This window comes from Glutamicibacter nicotianae, from assembly GCF_006539525.1.
In the GTDB taxonomy this organism is placed as follows: domain Bacteria; phylum Actinomycetota; class Actinomycetes; order Actinomycetales; family Micrococcaceae; genus Glutamicibacter; species Glutamicibacter nicotianae.
Map to the genome: position 1 here is coordinate 1 of NZ_BJNE01000011.1, position 20,436 is coordinate 20,436.

Consider the following 20,436-nt stretch of genomic DNA (forward strand, 5'->3'; position numbering starts at 1 on the left):
CCAATAATTGAATACATGCGGTCATAGCTCAGCTGGTAGAGCGCAACCTTGCCAAGGTTGAGGTCGCGAGTTCGAACCTCGTTGACCGCTCAAGATAAAGATGGGAATCACTTTTCGTGATTCCCATCTTTGCTTTACCCATCCTTTCCAGCCACCACCATCAGCATGCCGCGTGAGCGGCAAACCTGTGCACTGCCTGACAGACACCAGCAAAACATCTAGATAGCTGGGGGAAATTTTCGTTTTATGCTTCCACGCGTTGGCAGGAGCATCTAGGGTGGTTAGTAGTTGTGGAGCTGAAGGGGTTCCCACAGACGAATGGAGGTGCAGCATGGCAGGATTTGATGATCTGCGTGGCAAGGCAGAGGAATTCGCTAAAGAGAACCCAGAGCAGGTATCCCAGGGTATCGAGCAGGCTGGCGATTTTATCGATGATAAGACCGGCGGCAAGTTCGCAGAGCAGGTAGACGGCGTCCAGGACGGCGCTAACGACTACCTGAACGGCCTTGGTGGAGGCGAAGGCGAGAACAACGAAGGCTAATCCCCTCGCAGTACTCCCCTCGGCTTGCCCGAGCATCCATGGAAGGTACCGACTGAGGTCGGTACCTTCTTTGCTTTAACCTTCGCTTTAGTGTCATATCGTGGAATTAATGCACTCTGGTTTTCGACCGGCCGGTGCCACCCTGTAGAAAAAGAGTATGGCTCGTCAAACTCCCACGACTGGAAATGCCCTTTCCCAATCGGTCCTTGCAGGATTGATTACCACGATGGTGGGGTTCGTCGCATCCTTCGCAGTCGTTCTGGCCGGTTTGTTCCAGGTAGGCGCCTCGCGCGAACAAGCTGCCTCGGGCTTGCTCGTCCTATCCCTCACCGTAGGATTGAGCACCATTGCTCTGTCCTGGCGCCATCGCCTGCCGATCAGCATTGCCTGGTCCACTCCCGGGGCGGCCATGCTCGCCGCGCTGGCGCCCGGGGAGTTCGGGTTCAACCAGGCGGTGGGGGCATTCATCGTTGGCGGAATACTCATCATGTCGGCCGGGTTGGTGCCGTCTTTGCACCGGCTGCTCACCCGGATTCCGGTGCCGATTGCCCAAGGCATGCTTGCAGGAGTCCTGATCCCGCTATGCCTGAAGCCCTTTACTGCAGTGGCCAGCATCCCGTTTCCCGCGCTGGGAATTTTGCTGGTGTTCTTCATCGGGCTTCGGATTCTTCCAAAATTTGCCGTCGCGCTGAGCATGCTGGCCGCAGTGGGTTTCGGCCTTTGGCACATTGGCCGCACCGAGGCGTGGGATTCGATCGAGGTGTTGCCGCAGCTGCAGTGGGTCAGCCCCGAATTCTCCTGGCAGGCGATTGCCAGCATCAGCGTTCCGCTGTTCGTGGTGACCATGGCGTCGCAGAACATCCCGGGAGTGGCTGTGCTCAGCTCCTTCGGGTATACGGCCCCTTGGCGATCCACCATGCTGGTGACCGGCGTGGGCTCGGCAGGCGGGGCGCTCTTCGGCGGACATGCAATTAACCTGGCGGCCATCACCGCGGCTCTGGCTGCCGGGGAGCAAGCCGGGGCAGATCCCCGGCTGCGTTGGCGGGCCGCGGCGAGTTCAGGCGTGTTCTACCTGGTCTTCGGGGCCTTGAGCGCACTGATCGTCTCTGTGGCCAGCGCCTCGCCCGAGGGACTGTTCCAGGCGGCGGCCGGCTTGGCTTTGCTGGCCACGCTCGCCAATGCCCTGCTCGGGGCGATGGCCGATAGCGCGTGGCGGCTGAGTGCACTGGCCACGGTGCTGGTCGCCGCCGGAAATCTCACGCTCTTCGGGATCGGCGGAGCTTTCTGGGCCTTGGTCGCAGGGCTTTTAACGCACTTCATCGTCGAGCGCAACGCTCGACGATGAAGTGGCAAAAGCAGCTTTTCCAGCCTAGATGGCTGGTTCCCCGACCTGGCCCTCGCGGGCCAAGGCAGTCAGGCGGGAAACGGCACGGAAGTACTTCTTCTGGTAGCCGCCGGACATCATTTCCGGGGTGAACAGCTCGCTGAACGGCTTGCCCGAGGCCACGATCGGCACGTCCTTGTCGTACAGGCGGTCGGCAAGAACCACGAAGCGCAGGGCGATGGCCTGGTCGGTGATGGTGTCCACGTTGTGCAGGACCAGCACATCGGTTTCCGCCACCAGCTGGCGGTAGCGCGACGGGTGCACCTTCGAGAGGTGGGCCACCAGATCATCGAAGTTGTCAACGGCCAGGGTCTTGTCCGGGTAGCGGTCCTGGGCGAAGGCTTCGATCTGCGCATCCTCCAGCGGCTCGGGGGCATCGGGCAGGCCTCGGTGGCGGAAGTCCTCGCCTTCGACGCGGTGCACGTCGAACTGCTCGGACAGGGTCTTGATCTCGCGCTGGAAGTCCACTGCCGCGAAGCGGCCCTCGCCCAGTGCGCCGGGCAGGGTGTTGGAGGTGGCAGCCAGCTTCACGCCGGCGTCGGACAGCTCGCGCATGAGGCGGGACATCAGCACGGTGTCCCCGGGATCGTCCAGCTCGAACTCATCGATGCAGACCAGCGAGTATTGGCTCAGCACTTCAACGGTCTGGCGGAAGGACAGCGCACCGACCAGGTTGGTGTACTCGACGAAGGTGCCGAAGGCCTTGCGGCCGGGAGCCGCATGCCACAGCGAAGCGAGCAGGTGGGTCTTGCCCACGCCGAAGCCGCCATCGAGGTAGATGCCGTTCTTGGTTTCCTTCTTCTTCCCGAACAGCTTGGAGAGGAACGAACCGGAGTTGTTCTTGCCCACGGACTCGGCGAAGGCCTTCAGCTTGGTGACCGCTTCGGCCTGCGACGGCTGGTTGGGGTCCGGGCGATAGGTATTGAAGGATACTTCACCAAAGCGGTAGGACGGGTGGAAACCGGCCAGCAGTTCTTCGATTGAAAGATTCGGCTTGGTCTCGCTCAGGTGGGTGATCGTCGCCATTGGCTGTGGGAGTCCTTCAGTTGATTGCTCAGGAAATGGTCGGGAAGCCGTGGCTTGCCCATCGGCCAGTTTACCTTGAACGCGGCGATACATTGCCGAAAATGTCGTAGCCCACACTGTGTTCGCCATAGATGGGGACTAGGCTAGAAGCAACGCCCGTTGCCCGCTGTGTCCAGCGTGGCAAAAACTGACACCCGCAAGGATCGTGATTAGGAATGTCGTTGCCCGTCGAGTCCAACGAGAAGTATGCAGCGTACGCTCACCCTGAACGCCTGGTTTCCACCCAATGGGTGGCTGACAACCTCGGAGCCGAGAATCTCGTAGTACTGGAATCGGATGAAGACATCTTGCTGTATTCCACCGGCCACGTGCCAGGTGCGCTGAAGATCGACTGGCACACCGAGCTGAACGACGAGGTCACCCGCGACTACGTCGACGGCGAGGGATTCGCGAAGCTGATGGCCGCCAAGGGCATCACCCGCGATTCGACCGTTGTCATCTACGGCGACAAGTCGAACTGGTGGGCAGCCTACGCGCTGTGGGTCTTCACCCTGTTCGGCCACGAAGACGTGCGCCTGATGGATGGCGGCCGCGACAAGTGGATCGCTGAAGGCCGCGAGCTGAGCACCGAGAAGCCCGCCGTCACCGCCACCGAATACCCGGTGATCGAGCGTGTCGACTCGGAAATCCGTGCGTTCCTCACGGAGGTCCTGAACCACCTGGGCAACCCGCTGATCGACGTGCGTTCGCCCGAGGAATATACCGGCGAACGCACCCACATGCCGAATTACCCGGAAGAGGGCGCCCTGCGCGGCGGGCATATCCCCACCGCCGCATCGGTGCCCTGGGCCAAGGCGGCGGCCGAGGACGGCACCTTCCGCTCGCGCGAGGAATTGGAAGCCATCTACCTTGATGGCGCAGGCCTGAAGCCGGGCGATGACGTTGTGGCCTACTGCCGCATCGGCGAACGCTCCAGCCACACCTGGTTCGTGCTCAAGCACCTGCTCGGCTTCGAAACCGTGCGCAACTACGACGGCTCCTGGACGGAGTGGGGCAACGCGGTGGGTGTGCCAATCGTCCGCGGCGAAGCTGCCGGCGAAGTGCCTGCACAGCGTGGAGCCCGCGCATGAGCCAGCTGCCCGAGGCATTGAACGAGATCGTCGAGGAATTCTCCGAGGTTCCCGAGGCGGACCGCTTGGAGCTGCTGCTGGAGTATTCGCGCGAGCTGCCCGAGCTGCCGGCACGCCTTGCTGATCATCCCGAGCTTTTCGAGCAGGTCGTCGAGTGCCAGTCCCCGCTGTTCCTCGTCGTGGAGGTCTCGGCCGAAGCCGATAACCCGGTAGGCCTGTTCTTCTCCGCTCCACCGGAAGCTCCCACCACCCGCGGCTTCGCTTCGGTGCTGGCTGCGGGCCTGGATGGCGCCAAAGCAGCAGAGATTCTCGCAGTCCCGGATGACATGCCCCAGCAGCTGGGTCTGACCCGTGCGCTGTCGCCGTTGCGCATGCGCGGCATGACGGCCATGCTCGGCCGCATCAAGCGCCAGATTTCAGAGCAGCTGGCTGCCTAGGGGCGAATCCCAAGCGCCGCGCAGCACCAAATAGCAACAGAGAAGGATCCCCAGGCACGTGGGCAAGAAGAAGCAGGCCGCGTCCACCCCGGCGACCGCCGCGCTGGACGCCGCAGGTATCAGCTATGTGGCGCACAGCTACACGCATAGCGACTCGGCCGAAAGCTACGGCGCCGAAGCGGCCGAGCAATTGGGAGCCAGCGGCGACCGGGTCTTCAAGACCCTGATGGTTTCCACCGGAGCCAACGCCACCCAGGACCTGGCCGTGGCGGTGGTTCCCGTGGATTCGAAGCTGGATCTGAAGGCGATCGGCATCGCGTTGGGCACGAAGAAAGCCCAAATGGCCGACAAGGCTGCCGCGCAGCGGCGCAGCGGCTATGTCCTGGGCGGGATTTCCCCGTTCGGGCAGCGCCAGAAAACCGATACCGTCATTGATTCCAGCGCCCAGCAGTTCGAGACGATCTTCATTTCCGGAGGTCGTCGCGGTTTCAGCCTGGAGATCGCTCCGCAGGATGCAGCGAATGCGACCGGTGCCATTTGGGCGCCGATCGCCACCAGCTGATGTTTTGCTAGCCAAGCCAAGGGCCCTGCCTGCGCGCCGGCGATCCGTTGATCGTCCGCATCTCGCGGACAGGACCCTTGGCTATCTGCGGCTAAATGGTTTCGAGCAATGCCATGCGCTTGCCCAGGAAACCGGTAATCGCCTGCGCGAAACCCTGCGGATCCACATTCGGTTCCCGGGTGTGCCCGGCTTTGGAAAATGTCTTGAGCGTGACCAGGTCCGGTCGCAGCGCCGCCAGCTTCAGGCTCGGGCCGTTGGGCACGAATTCGTCATCACGGCTGTGCATGATCAGCGTTGGCAGCTTCAATTCATCCGCACGCTCCACCCAATTCAGCCGGCGCAAATTGACTGGCGCCGCTTGTCCGGTCACCCAGCGTCCCGCCTTGTTGGACAGCAGCCACTGGCCGAACAGGCCCACGGATTGCGGGATCTTGTTGGCCCGAGCCTGATGCGAAAGCACATCGACCCAATTGATGACCGGGCCAACCAGAATGAGTGAATCGATATGGCGGGCGAGCTCGCTTCGATCGGCGGTTTGCAGGCTGATGGCGCCGCCCATGGACCAGCCCATCAGGATGATCCGCTTCGCTCCGTTATCCAGTGCGAATTGGATGCCCGCTTCCACGTCATGCCATTCGGTATCACCCAGACCATAGCGTCCATCCGGCGCGCCGGGAGCCAAGCCGTCATTGCGGTAGCTCATCAGCAACGTGGTGACCCCGAGTTCGCCCAAGGCAGGCAGCGCACGGATGGTCTCATTGCGCCGGGCCCCACGGCCGTGCACGCCAATTACCCAGATGTCCACGTTGGCGGAGCCGCGCACCAGCCAGGCCGGCCCGTCTCCCCCTTCCAACGGCACCACGACATCTTCGGCATCGAAGCCCAGGTCGGAGGGATGCTCGTAGATGGCACCGGACAGGTTGCCGCGGCGCACCCCTTGGAGGGTGCCGTGGTAGACCTTCTCGATCTTGCGCGCCACCAGCCGGGGTTTGCCCGGGACCGGTTCCGGCGCGGAAAGCCGCAGGGCGCAGGAATCGAATTCGGTCAGGAAACTGCAGGGCCCGGGTTCGCTGGTATCGGAATCCTTGGTGAAATGCAGCCAGAGCTTGCCCTCGGCATCGGTGACAACTTCACGGATGATGCTGTTGCCGGTGCGGCGTTCTTCCGGGGTCACTACGCGTCGGGCGAAGTATCCGGCGAGCGCTGAGACGCTGGCGGCAACCAAGGAACCGGCGCCCAGTCCCAGTCCAACCCCAATCAGGGTTGCCGGCACTGCGCTGCGGGGTTGCAAGGTATCTACGATGTTCCGAGCCATGTTTTCATCTTTCCATGAGCAGGCCCGGGAATCATCCAGCCTGCTCAAGCGTTTTATATTGCATGAGCGATGAATCGGTAAACCAATCAGCAACATCACCAGATGAGGCGGCCGCGCGCAGCGATGTGCAGTGGCAGCAGATCCTCTCTCCCGAGGAATTCCATGTACTGCGCCAAGCCGGGACCGAACGCCCCTTCACCGGCGAGTACTGGGATACTACGACCGAGGGCGTGTATTCCTGCCGGGCCTGCGGTTCGGAACTGTTCGCGAGCACCACGAAATTCGATGCCGGCTGCGGCTGGCCCTCCTTCTTCGCGCCTTTGGCCGAGGACCGGGTGCGCTACATCAGCGATGAGTCCCTGGGCATGAAGCGAGTTGAGGTGCGCTGCGCCAATTGCGATTCGCACATGGGCCACGTTTTCGAGGGCGAAGGATTCAAGACCCCGACTGATTTGCGTTACTGCATGAACTCCTTGAGCCTGACCCTGCGCCCGGCCCAGGGCTAATGCCCTTGACGGTGGCAAGGCGTGGATCACATTTAGAGCAAGAGTTGCTTATTCACTAAGGTCTTAGCATCACCTTTTCTGTTGTTTGGGCGTAGCGTTCAAGGTAAGCACTTGAACGCTGCCCCAAACATGAAAAAGAAGGTGTATGAAATGACTCAGATTTCCTCCAAGCCAGTACCGGCCACCGACGCAGAAGTACTACAGATCGCAAACTCGCAAGCTTGGCTGAAGCTGAAGTCTGCCGCCACCGAGTTCCAGGGACTGCAGGCTCAGGACGGTTCCTTGGCCGATAGCGCTTTCGCACCGAAGGCCGTCCAACTCGTTGATTCCATCATCGAGTCGGTGCAGTCCCTGCGCCCGCACTTCGAGCACGATGCCGAATACCTCGAGCAGCTGGTCGCGGATCTGCGCCAGTGGGCCGATGCCGGCTTCGGCGTGCCCGACTTCCTCGATTCGCTGATGCAGTTCCAGCCGCAGACCCAGCGCATCGACGGCCTGCTGCACCTGGTGCTTTTCCCGATGTACACGCAGAACGGCTCGACCAACCGCCACCTCGAAGCTGTACTGGTGCAGGTGATGTGGCCCGAGTTCATCGCCGACCTGGAAGCCAAGGACTACACCAACGCGCTGTTCGTGCCGCTGCGCTTCATCGACTTCACCGAAGGCTACAACACCAATTCCGCCGTGCTCTTCCCGGAGTCCGTAGCGATCCGCGAGACCCCGTCATTCACCTGGGGCGCAATCTTCCAGGATCGTGAAGCAGTGCGCTTCCGCAAGGTCCTTCAGGAAGCCAGCCGCATCACCAACCTCGAGTTGCCTGCGGACGCAGCAGAGCTGCTCAAGGACCAGCACCTGACCGAAGAAACCTTCATCATGTGGGACCTGATCCACGACCGCACCCACATGCGTGGCGACCTGCCGTTCGATCCGTTCATGATCAAGCAGCGCATGCCCTTCTTCCTGTACTCGCTGGAAGAATTGCGTTGCGATTTGACCGCGTTCCGCGAATGCATGAAGATCGCCGCGAATCCGGATTCGGATGAGAAAAGCGCCAAGATGGCCAAGCTCGTGCAGTACGCGGTGATCTTCGACCGCATCTTCCGCTTCGCCATCACCGGCTCGCGCGTGCGCAACTACGACGGCCTCGGCGGCCAGCTGCTGTTCGCCTGGATGCACCAGCACCATGTGCTGCACTGGACCGACACCAAGCTGAGCATTGACTGGGATCAGGTGCCCGAAGTGGTTGCAGCCTTGGGGGATGCGATCGACGAACTGTACTGGAAGTCCATCGACCGCCCGAAGCTGGCTCACTGGCTTGCAGCCTACGAACTGGTTTCTGCCACCGTCACCCCGAACCCCGCTTCGGTCTGGGCCAAGGGCCCGGAGGCCCTGCCGTTGACCGCACCGCTGCGCGAAATCACGGACCAGGTCATGGACGACGAATTCCCGCTGTCGATGTTCTATGAAGCACTGAACAAGAAGATGGCCTCCGTCATCGAATCGACCAAGGGCATGACCGGGGCAACGAAAATCTAGCCTTTCCTCTAGGCTGGAAAATGTGAGCAGAGAAAGCATCTCCTTGAACGAGACATCCAAATTAGTGCTCCTTGCCGGCGCTACTTCCGCCTCCGGCATTGCCAGCGCCACCGCGCTGGTTGATGCCGGAGCGCGGGTGCTTGCGGTAGGAAGCAACCAAGACCGGCTCGATGAGCGCCTGCCATTCGTCCATGCACGCTATGAATGCGATCTGGGCGACTTCGCCGCGGTCAAGCAACTGGCGCTGCAGGTCCATGAAGAGCACGGCAGCATCGATGCGCTGATCCATCTGGTCGGCGGCTGGCGCGGCGGCAAATCCATCACCGGGCAAAGTGACGAGGACTGGGAGTTCCTGCACCACAGCGTGCTGACCACCCTGCGCAACACTTCCCGCGCGTTCGTCGATGATCTGGTCTCTTCCCCCGCAGGACGCTTGGCCATCGTGAGCGCCGAAGCGGTGCTGAACCCGACCCCGTCCAATGCCAACTACGGAGCCATCAAGGCCGCCGCGGAGCATTGGGTCAATGCGATCGCCCGCCTGTTCGCCAAGCAGGCCGAAAACGCCGCCGCAGTGAGTTGGGTCGTCAAGGCATTGAGCGACAAGTCACCTGAGGAAGCCCCTTCCGGGCATACCCCGGTGCAATTCCTCGCCCAGGCCGCCGTGGACCTGCTGGAGCAGGATGCCGGCGAGTTCAATGGCGCCCGCATCGCCTTGCCCAAGGCCTGATGATTGGCCAGGACACGCACCCAGGCGCGACCTGGCATCGCACACCACTTCACCCCTTGAACCACTAAGGACCACCTCAGCATGACTTTTACCCACGACGCTTCGGTTCGCGGATTCGCTTCGGATAACTACTCGGGCGTGCACCCGCGGATCCTGGATGCCATTGCCCGCGCCAATGGCGGCCACCAGATTTCCTACGGCGAAGACCAGTACACCGAGGAACTGGGCAACGTCGCCCGCAATACTTTTGGCCCCGAAGCCCAGATCTTCCCGGTGTTCAACGGCACCGGTGCCAACGTCATCGCGCTGCAGTCGTTGCTGCCGCGCTGGGGCGCGGTCATTTGCGCATCGTCGGCGCATATCAATGTGGACGAGAACGGTGCGCCCGAGCGCATCGGCGGCTTCAAGCTGCTGCAGGTGGATACCCCGGACGGCAAGCTCACCCCGGCGCTGATCGACCAAGAAGCATGGGGCTGGGGCGACGAGCACCGCGCGCAGCCGCTGGCCGTGTCGATCACCCAGGCCACCGAGCTGGGCACGCTGTACACGCCCGAGGAGATCAAGGCCATCACCGACCATGCGCACAAGCTGGGCATGAAGGTGCATCTGGATGGCTCGCGCCTGTCCAACGCCGCGGCGTCCCTGGGCGTTCCGCTGCGCGCGCTGACCACGGATGCCGGCGTGGATATCGTCTCGCTCGGAGGCACCAAGAACGGCATCCTGCTCGGCGAGGGCATCCTGACCCTGCGCAGCGAGCTGGCCAAGGATCTGAAGTACCTGCGCAAGATGAACATGCAGCTGGGTTCCAAAATGCGTTTCATCTCCGCCCAGCTGATCGAGCTCTACGGCACCGATCTGTGGCGCGAATTGGCGAGCCATTCCAATGCCATGGCCGCCAAGCTCTCGCAGGCAGTCGAGGAAATTGATGGCGTCCAGCTGGTCTACCCCACCCAGGCCAACGGCGTCTTCGCCCAGCTGCCTACCGAAGTCAGCGATCAGCTGCGCGAGCACTTCCGCTTCTACGACTGGGACCGCGCGGCCGGCCAGGTGCGCTGGATGTGCTCTTTCGACACCACCGAGGAAGATGTTGCCGCGTTCATCGCGAAGCTGCGCGAGCTGATGGGCGCCTACGCCGCCGCATAGCATGCAGTCCCGGTCGGCGTGCCGTACCCATGCGCGGGTACGGCACGCTTAGACTCAAATTGTGACCAATGATCGCCCTGCTTCCGCCATTCCGAAGGCCTTTGCCAAGGCCCTTGACGAGTTGTCGCATGCCAAGGTGCGCAAGGAACTGAAATTCACCGAAATCCCGGCCCCCGGCAGGCTGGCTCCTTTCGCACTGGCGCTCAGCGGCGATGTGATGGATGTGGTTGCCCCCGGACACGGACCCCAGGGCCAGGAAATCGGCCGCACCCCGTTCCTGCAACCAGCCGAGCAGCTTGCCACCGGTCGCTTCATTCTCCTTTTCGACCCGGCGGGCCAAGAACTATGGAATGGCCAGTTCCGCATCGTCACCTATATTCGCGCCCGGCTGGATCATGAAATGGGCCAGGATTCCATGCTGGCTTCGGTCGCGTGGTCGTGGCTCGAAGAAGCTCTGCGCGAGCGCGACGCCGCCTACCATTCAGCAGGCGGCACCGCGACCCGCGTGATTTCCGAGTCCTTCGGCAATCTAGCCGGGGAACAAGACCACATCGATATCGAGCTGCGCGCTTCATGGTCGCCGGACTCGGATCATCTCGGCGCGCACCTGAGCGCGTGGGCAGATATGGTCTGCACTTTTGCCGGACTGCCGCCCTTGCCCGAAGGTGTGCAGCAACTGCCCCACCGCCGCCTGAGCTAGCGATCATCGCTGCGGTGGCGCCGATTAGTCCTAGAATGGAAGCATCATGCCGAATTCTGACTCTTCCGCTCCCGCATCATCCACTCCCGCCGCAGAGGCTGCCGCGCCGGTTCTGACACCGCTGGCCGCACCGCGCGACGGGATCCCCGAAGTCATCGACACCGCACCAGCGTTGCGCCGTGCAGTACGTGCCTTGGAAGCGGGCACCGGCGACTTGGCCGTGGATACCGAAAGAGCCAGCGGGTTCCGCTATGGCCAGCGCGCCTTCCTGCTGCAGATCCGCCGAGACGGCTCAGGAACATGGCTGATCGATCCGGAGACCTTGGATGACTTGGCGCCGCTGCGCGAGTTCGTCAACCAGCAGCCCTGGATCCTGCATGCCGCCACCCAGGATTTGCCCTGCCTGCATGAATTGGGCATGTCACCGACCTCGCTGTTCGACACCGAGATGGCTGGCCGCCTCGCAGGATTCCCCAGAGTTTCCCTGGGCACGATGGTCGGCGAATTGCTCGGGCTGCAGTTGGCCAAGGAGCATTCGGCCGTCGACTGGTCCACCCGCCCGCTACCCGAATCGTGGCTTAATTACGCCGCGCTGGATGTGGAAGTCCTCGAAGAGCTGCGCCAGGCCATCGCCCAGGTGCTCGAAGAGCAGGGCAAGCTGGAGTTCGCCCGACAGGAATTCGAGCATGAGCGCACGTTGCCCGACCCTGTCCCGGCAGAAACGCCGTGGCGGAAATTATCCGGCATCCATAAGCTCAAGAGCCGCCGCAACCTCGCGGTAGCCCGCGAACTGTGGATCTCGCGCGAATCCCTGGCCCAGAGCCGCGACGTGGCCCCAGGCCGGCTGATCCCGGATCGCGCCATCATGGCAGCTGTGGAGCAGCGCGCCACCAGCGTTCCGGCGCTCTTGCAGATTCCGGGGTTCCACACACGCAATGCCAAGCGCGATGCCGCGCGCTGGGTCGATGCCATCCAGCGCGGCAACAGCACCCGCGACCTGCCCGATCTGCGGGCACCCAAAAACGGTCTGCCGCACCCCCGCTCCTGGGCCGAGAAGAACCCTGATGCCGCGAACCGCTTGGAAGCTGCCAAGCAAGTGGTCAATGACGTGAGCGAGCAGTGGAACATTCCCGGCGAGAATCTGCTGACTCCCAAGTACCTGCGCGAGGTGTGCTGGAATGCACCGGCGCGGATCAGCGAAGCCAGTGTGGCGGACATGCTGGAAAACCTCGGTGCCCGCCAATGGCAGCGTGAACTGCTTTCGGACAAGCTGGCCGCGGCATTGAAGCAGGCCTGAGCGGATCCGCAGAGTAATTCGCCGAAGGTTCACCGATTCGCGGGGATCGGCAACTTGCACTTCAAGTTACTCCTGAGTAACGTATGGTTCAGGTCACAGTGATGCTGGCCACTGCCCTGTACTCCACGGGCAGCATGAACCAACCCAAGGAGCCCGACGGTGACTGCCAACGCTTCGACCGTGCGCAACAGCGCGCACCCATCGCTCGACGACCGCGATGTCGTCTTCATCGACGGGGTACGCACCCCGTTCGGCAAAGCCGGCGACAAGGGAATCTACCACGGTACCCGCGCCGATGACCTTGCCGTCAAGGCGGTACGCGGCCTGCTGGAACGCAACCCTGAAGTACCCGCCGAGAAAATCGACGAAATCTCCATCGCCGCAACCACGCAGACCGGCGACCAGGGCCTGACCTTGGGCCGCACCGTCGGCCTGCTCTCCGGCATTCCCCAGTCCGTGCCCGGCTTCGCCATCGACCGCATGTGTGCCGGGGCCATGACAGCGGTGACCGCGACCGCAGGCGGCATCGCCTTCGGCGCCTACGACGTTGTCGTCGCCGGCGGCGTGGAGCACATGGGCAACCACCCCATGGGCGCCGGAGCCGACCCGAACCCGCGTTTTCTCTCCGAGCGCATCGTCGACCCTCAGGCATTGAACATGGGCAATACCGCAGAGAACCTGCACGACCGCTTCCCGGCGATCACCAAGGAACGCGCCGACCGGTACGCCGTCGCATCCCAGGCAAAGCTGGCCAAGGCCTACGAGAACCAGCAGATCCAGGCGGACCTGATCCCCGTGGCCGCCAAGCGCCCGGGCGAAGGCTGGGCCGTGAACACGGTTGACGAGCCTCCGCGGCCGGGAACCACCATGGAATCGCTGGCCGAATTGCGCACCCCATTCCGCGCCCATGGACGCGTGACCGCAGGCAACGCGGCCGGCCTGAACGACGGCGCCACCGCCGCCCTGCTGGCCAGTGGCGCCGCAGTGCGCGAACTGGGCTTGGAACCGAAGATGCGCATGGTCTCCTTCGCCTTCTCCGGCGTGGAACCGGATGTGATGGGCTACGGACCGGTTCCGTCCACCGAAAAAGCCCTGGCCAAGGCCGGCCTGGGCATCAACGACATCGGCCTGTTCGAAATCAACGAGGCCTTCGCCGTCCAGGTGCTCTCCTTCCTCGACTACTACGGAATCGACCAAGACGATGAGCGGGTGAACCGCTACGGCGGGGCCATCGCGGTGGGCCACCCGCTGGCCTCCTCCGGCGTGCGCCTGATGTCCCAGCTGGCCCGCCAGTTCTCCGAGGACCACTCGGTGCGCTACGGCATCACCACGATGTGCATCGGCCTGGGCATGGGCGGCACAGTGATCTGGGAAAATCCAAACCACGCGGACTTCGGCAGCAAGGCATAAGGAAGAGACAATGACTGCATTGAGCAAAGATTTCCAGACTGTCGCGCAGCTGATGCACGACGAGACCGTCACCCACTCCTACGTGAAGGATGTGGCACTGCCCAGCGGCAAGACCATGGCGCTGCTGACCCTGGACAACGGGCTGGACCACAAGAAGCCGACTACGCTCGGGCCCAACGGCCTGCTGGAATTGCGCGCTGCGCTTGAAGTCCAGGCAGAACGCGCGAAGAACGGCGAGATCCACGCACTGGCGATCACCGGCAAGCCATTCTTCCTGGTCGCCGGTGCCGACCTGTCGGCCGTCACCCGCCTGAGCGAACCGAGCCAGGCCACGGCCATGGCTTCGCTGGGCCATTACACCTATGAGCTGCTTGCCGATTTGGGCGTCCCCACCTTCGCCTTCATCAACGGCCTGGCGCTCGGCGGCGGCCTGGAAATCGCACTGGCCTGCAACTACCGCACGGTCAGCACCACCGCCGGCGCGCTGGGCTTGCCGGAAGGCTTCCTCGGCCTGATCCCGGGTTGGGCCGGCGTCTACCGCCTGCCACGCCTGGTCGGCCCGGAGAACGCGCTGAAGGTCATGATCGAGAACCCGCTGAACAACAACCGTACGCTCTCCGGTCCGGCCGCCGCGAAGATGGGCGTTGCCGATGCCCTATTCGAATCGGCCGACTTCATCGAGCATTCAATTGCCTTCGCTGACGGCGTCATCTCCGGAACCACCGAGGTCAAGCGCCCCAACGCCGTTGACCCCAGCGATCCCGAAGTTGCCCGCCGCTGGCTTGAGGCGGCCGATGCCGCCGAGAAGTTCGTCGACGCAAAGCTTTCCGGTGCGGCCCCCGCGCCGTACAAGGTGCTTGAGGTCTTCCGCCGGGGCCTGGCCATCTCGCAGCAGGAGTCGGCCGCCCTTGAGGTCGAAGCATTGACCGGGCTGATGCGCACCCCGCAGTTCCAGAACACCGTGTACGCCTTTCTGGACCTGGTCCAGAAGCGCGGAAAGCGTCCGGCCGGCGCACCGGATCCCAAGCTCGCCCGCCCGGTCACCAAGGTGGGCGTCGTCGGCGCCGGCCTGATGGCCAGCCAGCTGGCCCTGCTGTTCGTCCGCCGGCTGAACGTGCCGGTGGTGATCACCGATCTGGATCAATCGCGGGTGGACAAGGGACTGGCCTACATCCACGGCGAGATCGACAAGCTGCACGCCAAGGGCCGGATGAGCCAGGATGCGGTGAACCGCACCAAGGCCCTGGTTACCGGCTCGGTCACCAAGGAGGCATTCGCCGATGCCGATTTCGTCATCGAGGCAGTCTTCGAAGAACTGAGCGTGAAGAAGCAGGTTTTCGCAGAGGTAGAGGCAGTGGTCTCCCCCGAGTGCATCCTGGCGACCAACACCTCCTCGCTCTCGGTCACCGAGATGGGGCGCGACCTTGAGCACCCAGAACGCCTGGTCGGCTTCCACTTCTTCAACCCGGTCGCAGTGATGCCGCTGCTGGAAATCGCCGCCACCGAATGGACCAGCGATTCCGCGCTGTCCACCGCGTTCGTGCTGGGCAAGAAGCTGAAGAAGACCGCGGTGAAAACCAAGGATTCCGCCGCGTTCGTGGTCAACCGCGTCCTGCTTCGCCTGATGAGCGAAGTTCAGGCAGCTTTCGATGAGGGCACCGACGCGAAGACAGCTGACTCGGCACTGGCCCCAATGGGCCTGCCGATGACCCCGCTGACCCTGTTGGCCATGGTGGGCCTGCCGGTCGCGCAGCACGTCAACGAGTCGCTGAACGCCGCTTTCGGCGATCGCTTCACCATCTCGGGGAATCTGCAGAAGCTGATCGATGCAAAGATCACGACCCTCTGGGTCAAGGACGAGGCAGGCAACCAGGTGCTCAACCCTGAAGCTGAAAAGCTGATGTCCTTCGGCGATCAGCCCTCGACCGGAGAACAAATCCTGGCCCGTGTCCAGGACGCGCTGGCCGAAGAAATCGGACTGCTGCTGGATGAAGGCGTCGTTGCCGAAGCCGCCGACGTTGACCTGTGCATGATCACCGGTGCCGGCTGGCCGATGCACCTGGGCGGCATTACCCCGTATCTTGACCAGGTTGGCGCCTCCGAACGCGTCAACGGCAAGAAGTTCAACGGCTAGTACCCAACCGGCCGTTTTTGGTTGCATCGCTTTTCCCTGGGCGCTGGAACCAGGCAAGGAGCCGAGACTCTTCCCCATCGGGAAGCTGGTCTCGGCTCCTTGCTGTCTTGAAGATGCGCGAACCCCGTACAGCTGGATCCGCTGTACGGGGCTCGCGCGTTCTGAGGAGCTGCGCCTGCTAGCAGCTAGATGATGTCCTCGCCGTTGCGACGGGCTTCCAGCCATTCCTGGATGAAACCCCTGCTGATGAAGAACAGCACTCCTGCTACGATCGCTGGCCATACCAGCACATACAGGCTCAAGAAAAACGCCGTCATTATTTGCCTCCCAGGCTCTGTGCGTCGCGTCCGGCTTCTGCGGTTTCGGCTTGCGCCTCAACTACGTCGAAGTCGCCGGTGCGTATCGCGATCACATCGAAGTCGAATTCCATCTTGGATCTGAAGGACATGAGGTAGCAGACGATGGTACTGACCGAGTAGGCCACCAGCGACGCGCTCAAGGTGGTGTAATCGCGGAGGAAACCGAAGGCGAACGGAGCGCTGCCCAGGATTGCCACGACTCCGACAATCTTGGCGACGCGCAGGCCGAAGAAGCCGAAGCTCATCAATGCCAGGACCACGCCGATGCCAATCACCGCGAGCAACTCGATCAGGAATCCGGTGATGCCGTTGATTGGGATCAGTTCGAAGCGAACCGGGATGAAGATCGCCAGGGCAACCAGTACCGAGACGGTGAAGGCCTTGTTCGTGACCTTCTTCCAGTAGAAGCTGGCCAAAACCGGGAATACCAGTGCGCCCCAAAGGGCACCAACGAAGACCAGCAGGTCCAGGATATTCAGCTGCATGCTCGCGAAAGCGACTGCCAGGGCCGTGGCAACGACCATGGTCGCACGTCCAATGAGCAGCATCTTCTTCGGATCAGCCTTGTCCTTGCCGGCGACGTTCTGCCCGTATACGTCAGCCATCATGATCGAAGACAGTGCCGCCAAGTCAGAGTCGGCTGTGGAGGACAGCGCACCAATAATCATGATGAAGAACAGCGCCAGCAGAACACCGGGCAGGTAGCTGGCTGCCATCTCAGGAATGAGGTTGTTCATGTCGCCACCGGATGGCTCGAATCCGAGGTACAGGGCCAGCACACCGAGCATGCCCACGCCGATGACCATCGCGCCGTATCCGACGGTTGCGGTGATGAACGTCGGCTTGATCAGGTCCTCGCGCACTGCGAACAGACGCTGGGCAATGGTCTGGTTGCCGATTGCGTAGGCCAGTACCGCGGCAATATACGGTGCGCCCTGGCCCAGGAATGCTTCGGAAGAGAAGAAGTTGGACTGCTGCGGGGTCAGGTTGCTTGCGCCGGTTTCGAACGCGGCCGGGAAGCCTGCGGCAAAGAAGATGACTGGCACGATAATCGCCACGGCGCCGAGCATCGCAACGACCTGGAGAAAGTCGGTCAGCACCGAAGCACGGAACCCGGACCACAGGGTGTAGAGCAGAACGCCACTGGCGACGGCCAGCACGCCCTGGATGAAGTTGAAGGGCGAGAGCATCGAGATCAATACGCCGCCGGCAATGAAGTTGGACATCAGGGAGATGACCGAACCGACAATATTGGATCCGGCCAGCATCAGCTGGCTGGAGCGGCCGTGGCGTGCGTGCATGACCTCGGCGAGGGTGTGCGCGCGTGGCGCGACCTTGCGGATCCGCTTGCCGAATGGGTAGATGAACAGAATCATCAACGCACCCCAGAGACCGTAGTGGATGGGGCCGGAGATTCCGTAGGTGTAGCCGGACGTGGCCGAGGCATACATCGACGAAGCCCAAATCCACGTCGCGGTCATACTCGCAGCAGAAATGCCGAATCCGATTTTATTTCCCGCCGTCATGTAATCGTCGGCGTTTTCCTTCTTTTTCCCGATCCGGGTGGAAATTAAAAAGGTTCCTCCGTAGAAGATCACCAAAAGCAAGACAACAGTTAGGGCGCTGAATTGCACGATTTCGTTATCCACGCGCCACCTCCCTCTTTTAGACAGTGATGAGATCCGCGCCGGGAGCTATTTGCTCAACCGGCGACTTGTCCTGCACGTCTTCCCGCGAGATGTCATCGCAAGGGGTAAATTTCAGCTGACGCGCACAAGCCCCTGGGCCCATGAATCACTTCCCTACACTCAAGTTTCGTTCGTTTCTCATTCGTATCGTTCATCCCTGGTAACGGGGAGCACCACCTTCTGGATTCACTCCAGAACCTGGTGTTTTGGCTTCACAACGTGAATCCAGACCCCTGGCTCGCCTGCATCTCGCTTGCGACTATCCAGCCTTGCGCGTAACGGCGCTTCGGGTCAGTACAGGCATGGCATTCGCATTGGCGAATACAGCCTGTTTTCCATCGGAGGACTGCTACCTGGAACTCAACACGCGATCACCGCGCGGAGTATCTCGGTCGGCATCAATATGCCTGACAGGTGAACAGTTAAAGCACTCTCCGAAAATGTTAGCTTCAACTAGCTATCCAAATATTAGCATGAATGTAAAGATATCCGAACTATCAGCCGCCAGGCAGTGAGCCAGCCGACCAGCCCGCCAAGCGTGAACCAAGCCATTCAAATCAATCCATCTCCTGCATCAATTACCGGACGGCGTTCATTCGCGCGTAACGTCGCGCACGAAAACAGGAAAACCTCAGCAGGAAAATATCTAGATTTGGCCACTTCCAGCCCAACTGCAAGGCGGCATTGCGACGAAGCTCCACGCGCAGGTAAAACCCCACCTAGATTACTAACCATGGGCAGAACACAGGGCTCAAGCCGCATCCAACGAGACCGGCCCCCAACGGCCCACACTGTGAATTCGACGCTGATGCATAAATATGCATAAGGTTCGATAGCCGGATAGGTGAACGGCAAATGAACAGCGCCTTTGCCGGTTGCATTCCACGAACGCGGCGATCGCCAAGCACGGGCGTTCGGCACTTAGCGCCAGCACAGAGATCTCTGCCAGAATGGGATCATGACTGACATTGCCCGACCAGCCCGCCGCACATTCATGTGCGCTTCGGCAGCACTTGGTTCCGCCGCTCTTCTGACCGCCTGCGGTGATGGACATTCTGAAGCAGACACCCCCGAGGCATTGCCGATCCCGGAACCAACCGGCAAAGGACAGGCGCTCATGAAGACGAAGGATCTGCCCGTTGGATCACGCGCCTTGGCACCGGCCAAGGATCCGTCCGGAAAGGATGTCGGCATTCTGCTTTTCCGCAAGGATGAGAAGACCGTATTGGCGTACTCGAACGTTTGCACCCATCAGGGTTGCGCGGTAACCCCTAAATCCAGCAAAGAAGATTTCTACTGCGCCTGCCACGGCTCACGATTTGCACCCGCTGACGGAACCGTAACCGATGGTCCAGCTATCGCTGCCTTGCCACGATACGCTGCGGCAATTCAAGGCGACGACATCATCGCCTACGTCACCGCCGCAGAGTAGTTTCCCAGCTCTAATCAAGCGCGAAGGGCTGAACCCCACAGGGTTCAGCCCTTCGCGCTTGGCCCAGATGCCGCTAGAACAAGGCAACCTTTTCCGGACCCGGGAAGAGCTCGTCCATCTGGGCCCGCTCGGTCTCCGTCGGAACCCAGCGAACGGCAGCGGCGTTGGCGCGTATCTGCTCGGGACGAGTAGCGCCCGCAATCACCGAGGCCACAGGCGACTGCCCGGCCAGCCACGAGAACGCCAATTCGACCGGCGTCAGATCCCGTTCGGCAGCGAAGGCATTGAACCGGTCCAGCTGCTCGAAATCGCTGGTTTCCACCAGGTGCTGGCGAGCATGCGTCAGGCGGGTGCCCTCCGGGGCATGCCCCTTGGAGTACTTGCCGGTCAGCAGCCCGTTCGCGAGCGGGAAATAGGGCAAAACACCCAGGTCGAATTCACGAGCAGCCGGCAGCACTTCGAGTTCCGCGCGGCGGTCAATCAGGTTGTAGTGGTTCTGCGCCGAAATGAAGCGTTCGGTTCCCAACTCACGGGCGACGTACTCCGCCTGGGCAATTTGCCAGCCGGAGCGGTTCGAATGGCCGATATAGCGAACCTTGCCGCTAGACACCAGATCATCCAGGGCCCGCAAGGTTTCCTCAATAGGGGTCTTCGCATCCGGCGTATGGAACTGGTACAGGTCGATGTAGTCAGTTCCCAGTCGCTTGAGCGACGCTTCGACCGCTCTGACAATATAGCGGCGCGAGCCTCGTGCGTTGAAGTCCGGTCCGTTCACGCCCTGCATATCCATGCCGAACTTGGTGGCCAGCACGATGTCCTTGCGTGCAGGACCCAGCGCCTTGCCGAGGCGGATTTCGGAAAGCCCCGGTTCCTTGCCATAGATGTCCGCGACGTCGAAGAGCGTGATGCCCGCATCGAGGGCCGCCTTGATCACTGCGTCGGTTCCTTCCTGGGATTCCGTTGCAGTACCTGCGCGGCCAAGGTTGTTGCAGCCTAGCCCGACGACGGAAACGCTCAGGCCGCTGCGGCCTAGCTGACGGAATTCCATGGACACCTCATCTGTTGGTTTGCTCATCCGCTTCACTGAGCGACGTTATACCCCTAGGCTA

19 protein-coding genes and 1 tRNA gene are annotated in these 20,436 nt (G+C 61.9%); 15 read left to right on the forward strand and 5 right to left on the reverse strand.

Features of this window, described 5'->3' with window-relative positions:
- Nucleotides 1–17 precede the first annotated feature (17 nt).
- From ANI01nite_RS12235 to ANI01nite_RS12245, 3 genes are all read left to right on the forward strand, one after another.
- Nucleotides 18–90 (forward strand) — tRNA-Gly (locus ANI01nite_RS12235).
- A gap of 241 nt (nucleotides 91–331) precedes the next feature.
- A complete protein-coding gene (locus ANI01nite_RS12240) occupies nucleotides 332–541 on the forward strand; it encodes an antitoxin (RefSeq protein WP_038991825.1) in 210 nt (69 codons plus the stop codon).
- Between the two features lie 157 nt (nucleotides 542–698).
- Nucleotides 699–1,886, forward strand: coding sequence for a benzoate/H(+) symporter BenE family transporter (locus tag ANI01nite_RS12245; RefSeq protein ID WP_038991826.1), 1,188 nt, complete (start codon nucleotides 699–701; stop codon nucleotides 1,884–1,886).
- Nucleotides 1,887–1,910: 24 nt separating this feature from the next.
- Here ANI01nite_RS12245 and zapE read toward each other — a convergent pair whose 3' ends face one another.
- Complete coding sequence (gene zapE, locus ANI01nite_RS12250; RefSeq protein WP_141358309.1) at nucleotides 1,911–2,951, reverse strand: cell division protein ZapE; 1,041 nt, start codon at nucleotides 2,949–2,951, stop codon at nucleotides 1,911–1,913.
- 215 nt (nucleotides 2,952–3,166) lie between these two features.
- Between zapE and ANI01nite_RS12255 the strand changes: the two genes are divergently transcribed.
- From ANI01nite_RS12255 to ybaK, 3 genes are read left to right on the forward strand one after another with little or no spacing between them, the layout of a single operon-like run.
- A complete protein-coding gene (locus ANI01nite_RS12255) occupies nucleotides 3,167–4,081 on the forward strand; it encodes a sulfurtransferase (protein ID WP_141358311.1) in 915 nt (304 codons plus the stop codon).
- On the forward strand, nucleotides 4,078–4,518 hold the full coding sequence (locus ANI01nite_RS12260; RefSeq protein WP_121866983.1) for a SufE family protein: 441 nt from the start codon (nucleotides 4,078–4,080) through the stop codon (nucleotides 4,516–4,518). Before ANI01nite_RS12255 ends, ANI01nite_RS12260 begins: the two co-directional genes overlap by 4 nt.
- Nucleotides 4,519–4,576: 58 nt before the next feature.
- Complete coding sequence (gene ybaK / locus ANI01nite_RS12265; protein ID WP_141358313.1) at nucleotides 4,577–5,080, forward strand: Cys-tRNA(Pro) deacylase; 504 nt, start codon at nucleotides 4,577–4,579, stop codon at nucleotides 5,078–5,080.
- 91 nt (nucleotides 5,081–5,171) lie between these two features.
- On the opposite strand, the gene ANI01nite_RS12270 is transcribed toward ybaK, so the two are convergent.
- Entirely contained in the window at nucleotides 5,172–6,395 is a 1,224-nt protein-coding gene (locus ANI01nite_RS12270; RefSeq protein ID WP_141358315.1) for an alpha/beta hydrolase, read from the reverse strand.
- A 62-nt stretch (nucleotides 6,396–6,457) separates the two neighbouring features.
- On the opposite strand from ANI01nite_RS12270, the gene msrB reads away from it, so the two are divergent.
- The 8 genes from msrB (at nucleotide 6,458) to ANI01nite_RS12310 (ending at nucleotide 15,848) form a co-directional block, all read left to right on the forward strand.
- Complete coding sequence (gene msrB / locus ANI01nite_RS12275) at nucleotides 6,458–6,901, forward strand: peptide-methionine (R)-S-oxide reductase MsrB (RefSeq protein WP_038991834.1); 444 nt, start codon at nucleotides 6,458–6,460, stop codon at nucleotides 6,899–6,901.
- Nucleotides 6,902–7,051: 150 nt separating this feature from the next.
- Nucleotides 7,052–8,437, forward strand: a complete 1,386-nt coding sequence (locus ANI01nite_RS12280; RefSeq protein WP_038991835.1) for a DUF6421 family protein — start codon at nucleotides 7,052–7,054, stop codon at nucleotides 8,435–8,437.
- A 22-nt stretch (nucleotides 8,438–8,459) separates the two neighbouring features.
- Nucleotides 8,460–9,164, forward strand: coding sequence for an SDR family NAD(P)-dependent oxidoreductase (locus ANI01nite_RS12285; protein WP_233125264.1), 705 nt, complete (start codon nucleotides 8,460–8,462; stop codon nucleotides 9,162–9,164).
- 81 nt (nucleotides 9,165–9,245) lie between these two features.
- On the forward strand, nucleotides 9,246–10,307 hold the full coding sequence (locus ANI01nite_RS12290; protein WP_141358317.1) for a threonine aldolase family protein: 1,062 nt from the start codon (nucleotides 9,246–9,248) through the stop codon (nucleotides 10,305–10,307).
- 61 nt (nucleotides 10,308–10,368) lie between these two features.
- Nucleotides 10,369–11,007: a DUF3000 domain-containing protein gene (locus ANI01nite_RS12295; RefSeq protein ID WP_038991840.1), complete on the forward strand. Its 639-nt coding sequence runs from the start codon at nucleotides 10,369–10,371 to the stop codon at nucleotides 11,005–11,007.
- Between the two features lie 46 nt (nucleotides 11,008–11,053).
- A complete protein-coding gene (locus ANI01nite_RS12300; protein ID WP_038991842.1) occupies nucleotides 11,054–12,304 on the forward strand; it encodes a ribonuclease D in 1,251 nt (416 codons plus the stop codon).
- A 159-nt stretch (nucleotides 12,305–12,463) separates the two neighbouring features.
- The gene (locus ANI01nite_RS12305; RefSeq protein ID WP_174787687.1) at nucleotides 12,464–13,714 is read left to right on the forward strand and encodes a thiolase family protein; all 1,251 of its coding nucleotides are present in this window, start codon (nucleotides 12,464–12,466) and stop codon (nucleotides 13,712–13,714) included.
- A gap of 10 nt (nucleotides 13,715–13,724) precedes the next feature.
- On the forward strand, nucleotides 13,725–15,848 hold the full coding sequence (locus ANI01nite_RS12310) for a 3-hydroxyacyl-CoA dehydrogenase NAD-binding domain-containing protein (protein ID WP_141358319.1): 2,124 nt from the start codon (nucleotides 13,725–13,727) through the stop codon (nucleotides 15,846–15,848).
- A 185-nt stretch (nucleotides 15,849–16,033) separates the two neighbouring features.
- On the opposite strand, the gene ANI01nite_RS16900 is transcribed toward ANI01nite_RS12310, so the two are convergent.
- Together ANI01nite_RS16900 and ANI01nite_RS12315 are read right to left on the reverse strand one after the other, a co-directional pair.
- Nucleotides 16,034–16,165 carry a putative transporter small subunit gene (locus ANI01nite_RS16900; protein WP_038991847.1) on the reverse strand — a complete coding sequence of 44 codons (132 nt, stop codon included), beginning with the start codon at nucleotides 16,163–16,165 and terminating at the stop codon, nucleotides 16,034–16,036.
- A complete protein-coding gene (locus ANI01nite_RS12315; protein WP_141358321.1) occupies nucleotides 16,165–17,856 on the reverse strand; it encodes a sodium:solute symporter family protein in 1,692 nt (563 codons plus the stop codon). The genes ANI01nite_RS16900 and ANI01nite_RS12315 overlap by 1 nt, the downstream gene beginning before the upstream one ends.
- Nucleotides 17,857–18,853: 997 nt before the next feature.
- Here ANI01nite_RS12315 and ANI01nite_RS12320 point away from each other — a divergent pair.
- Nucleotides 18,854–19,327: a Rieske (2Fe-2S) protein gene (locus ANI01nite_RS12320; protein ID WP_141358323.1), complete on the forward strand. Its 474-nt coding sequence runs from the start codon at nucleotides 18,854–18,856 to the stop codon at nucleotides 19,325–19,327.
- A gap of 73 nt (nucleotides 19,328–19,400) precedes the next feature.
- Here ANI01nite_RS12320 and ANI01nite_RS12325 read toward each other — a convergent pair whose 3' ends face one another.
- Nucleotides 19,401–20,375, reverse strand: coding sequence for an aldo/keto reductase (locus tag ANI01nite_RS12325; RefSeq protein WP_121866988.1), 975 nt, complete (start codon nucleotides 20,373–20,375; stop codon nucleotides 19,401–19,403).
- Between the last annotated feature and the right edge of the window lie 61 nt (nucleotides 20,376–20,436).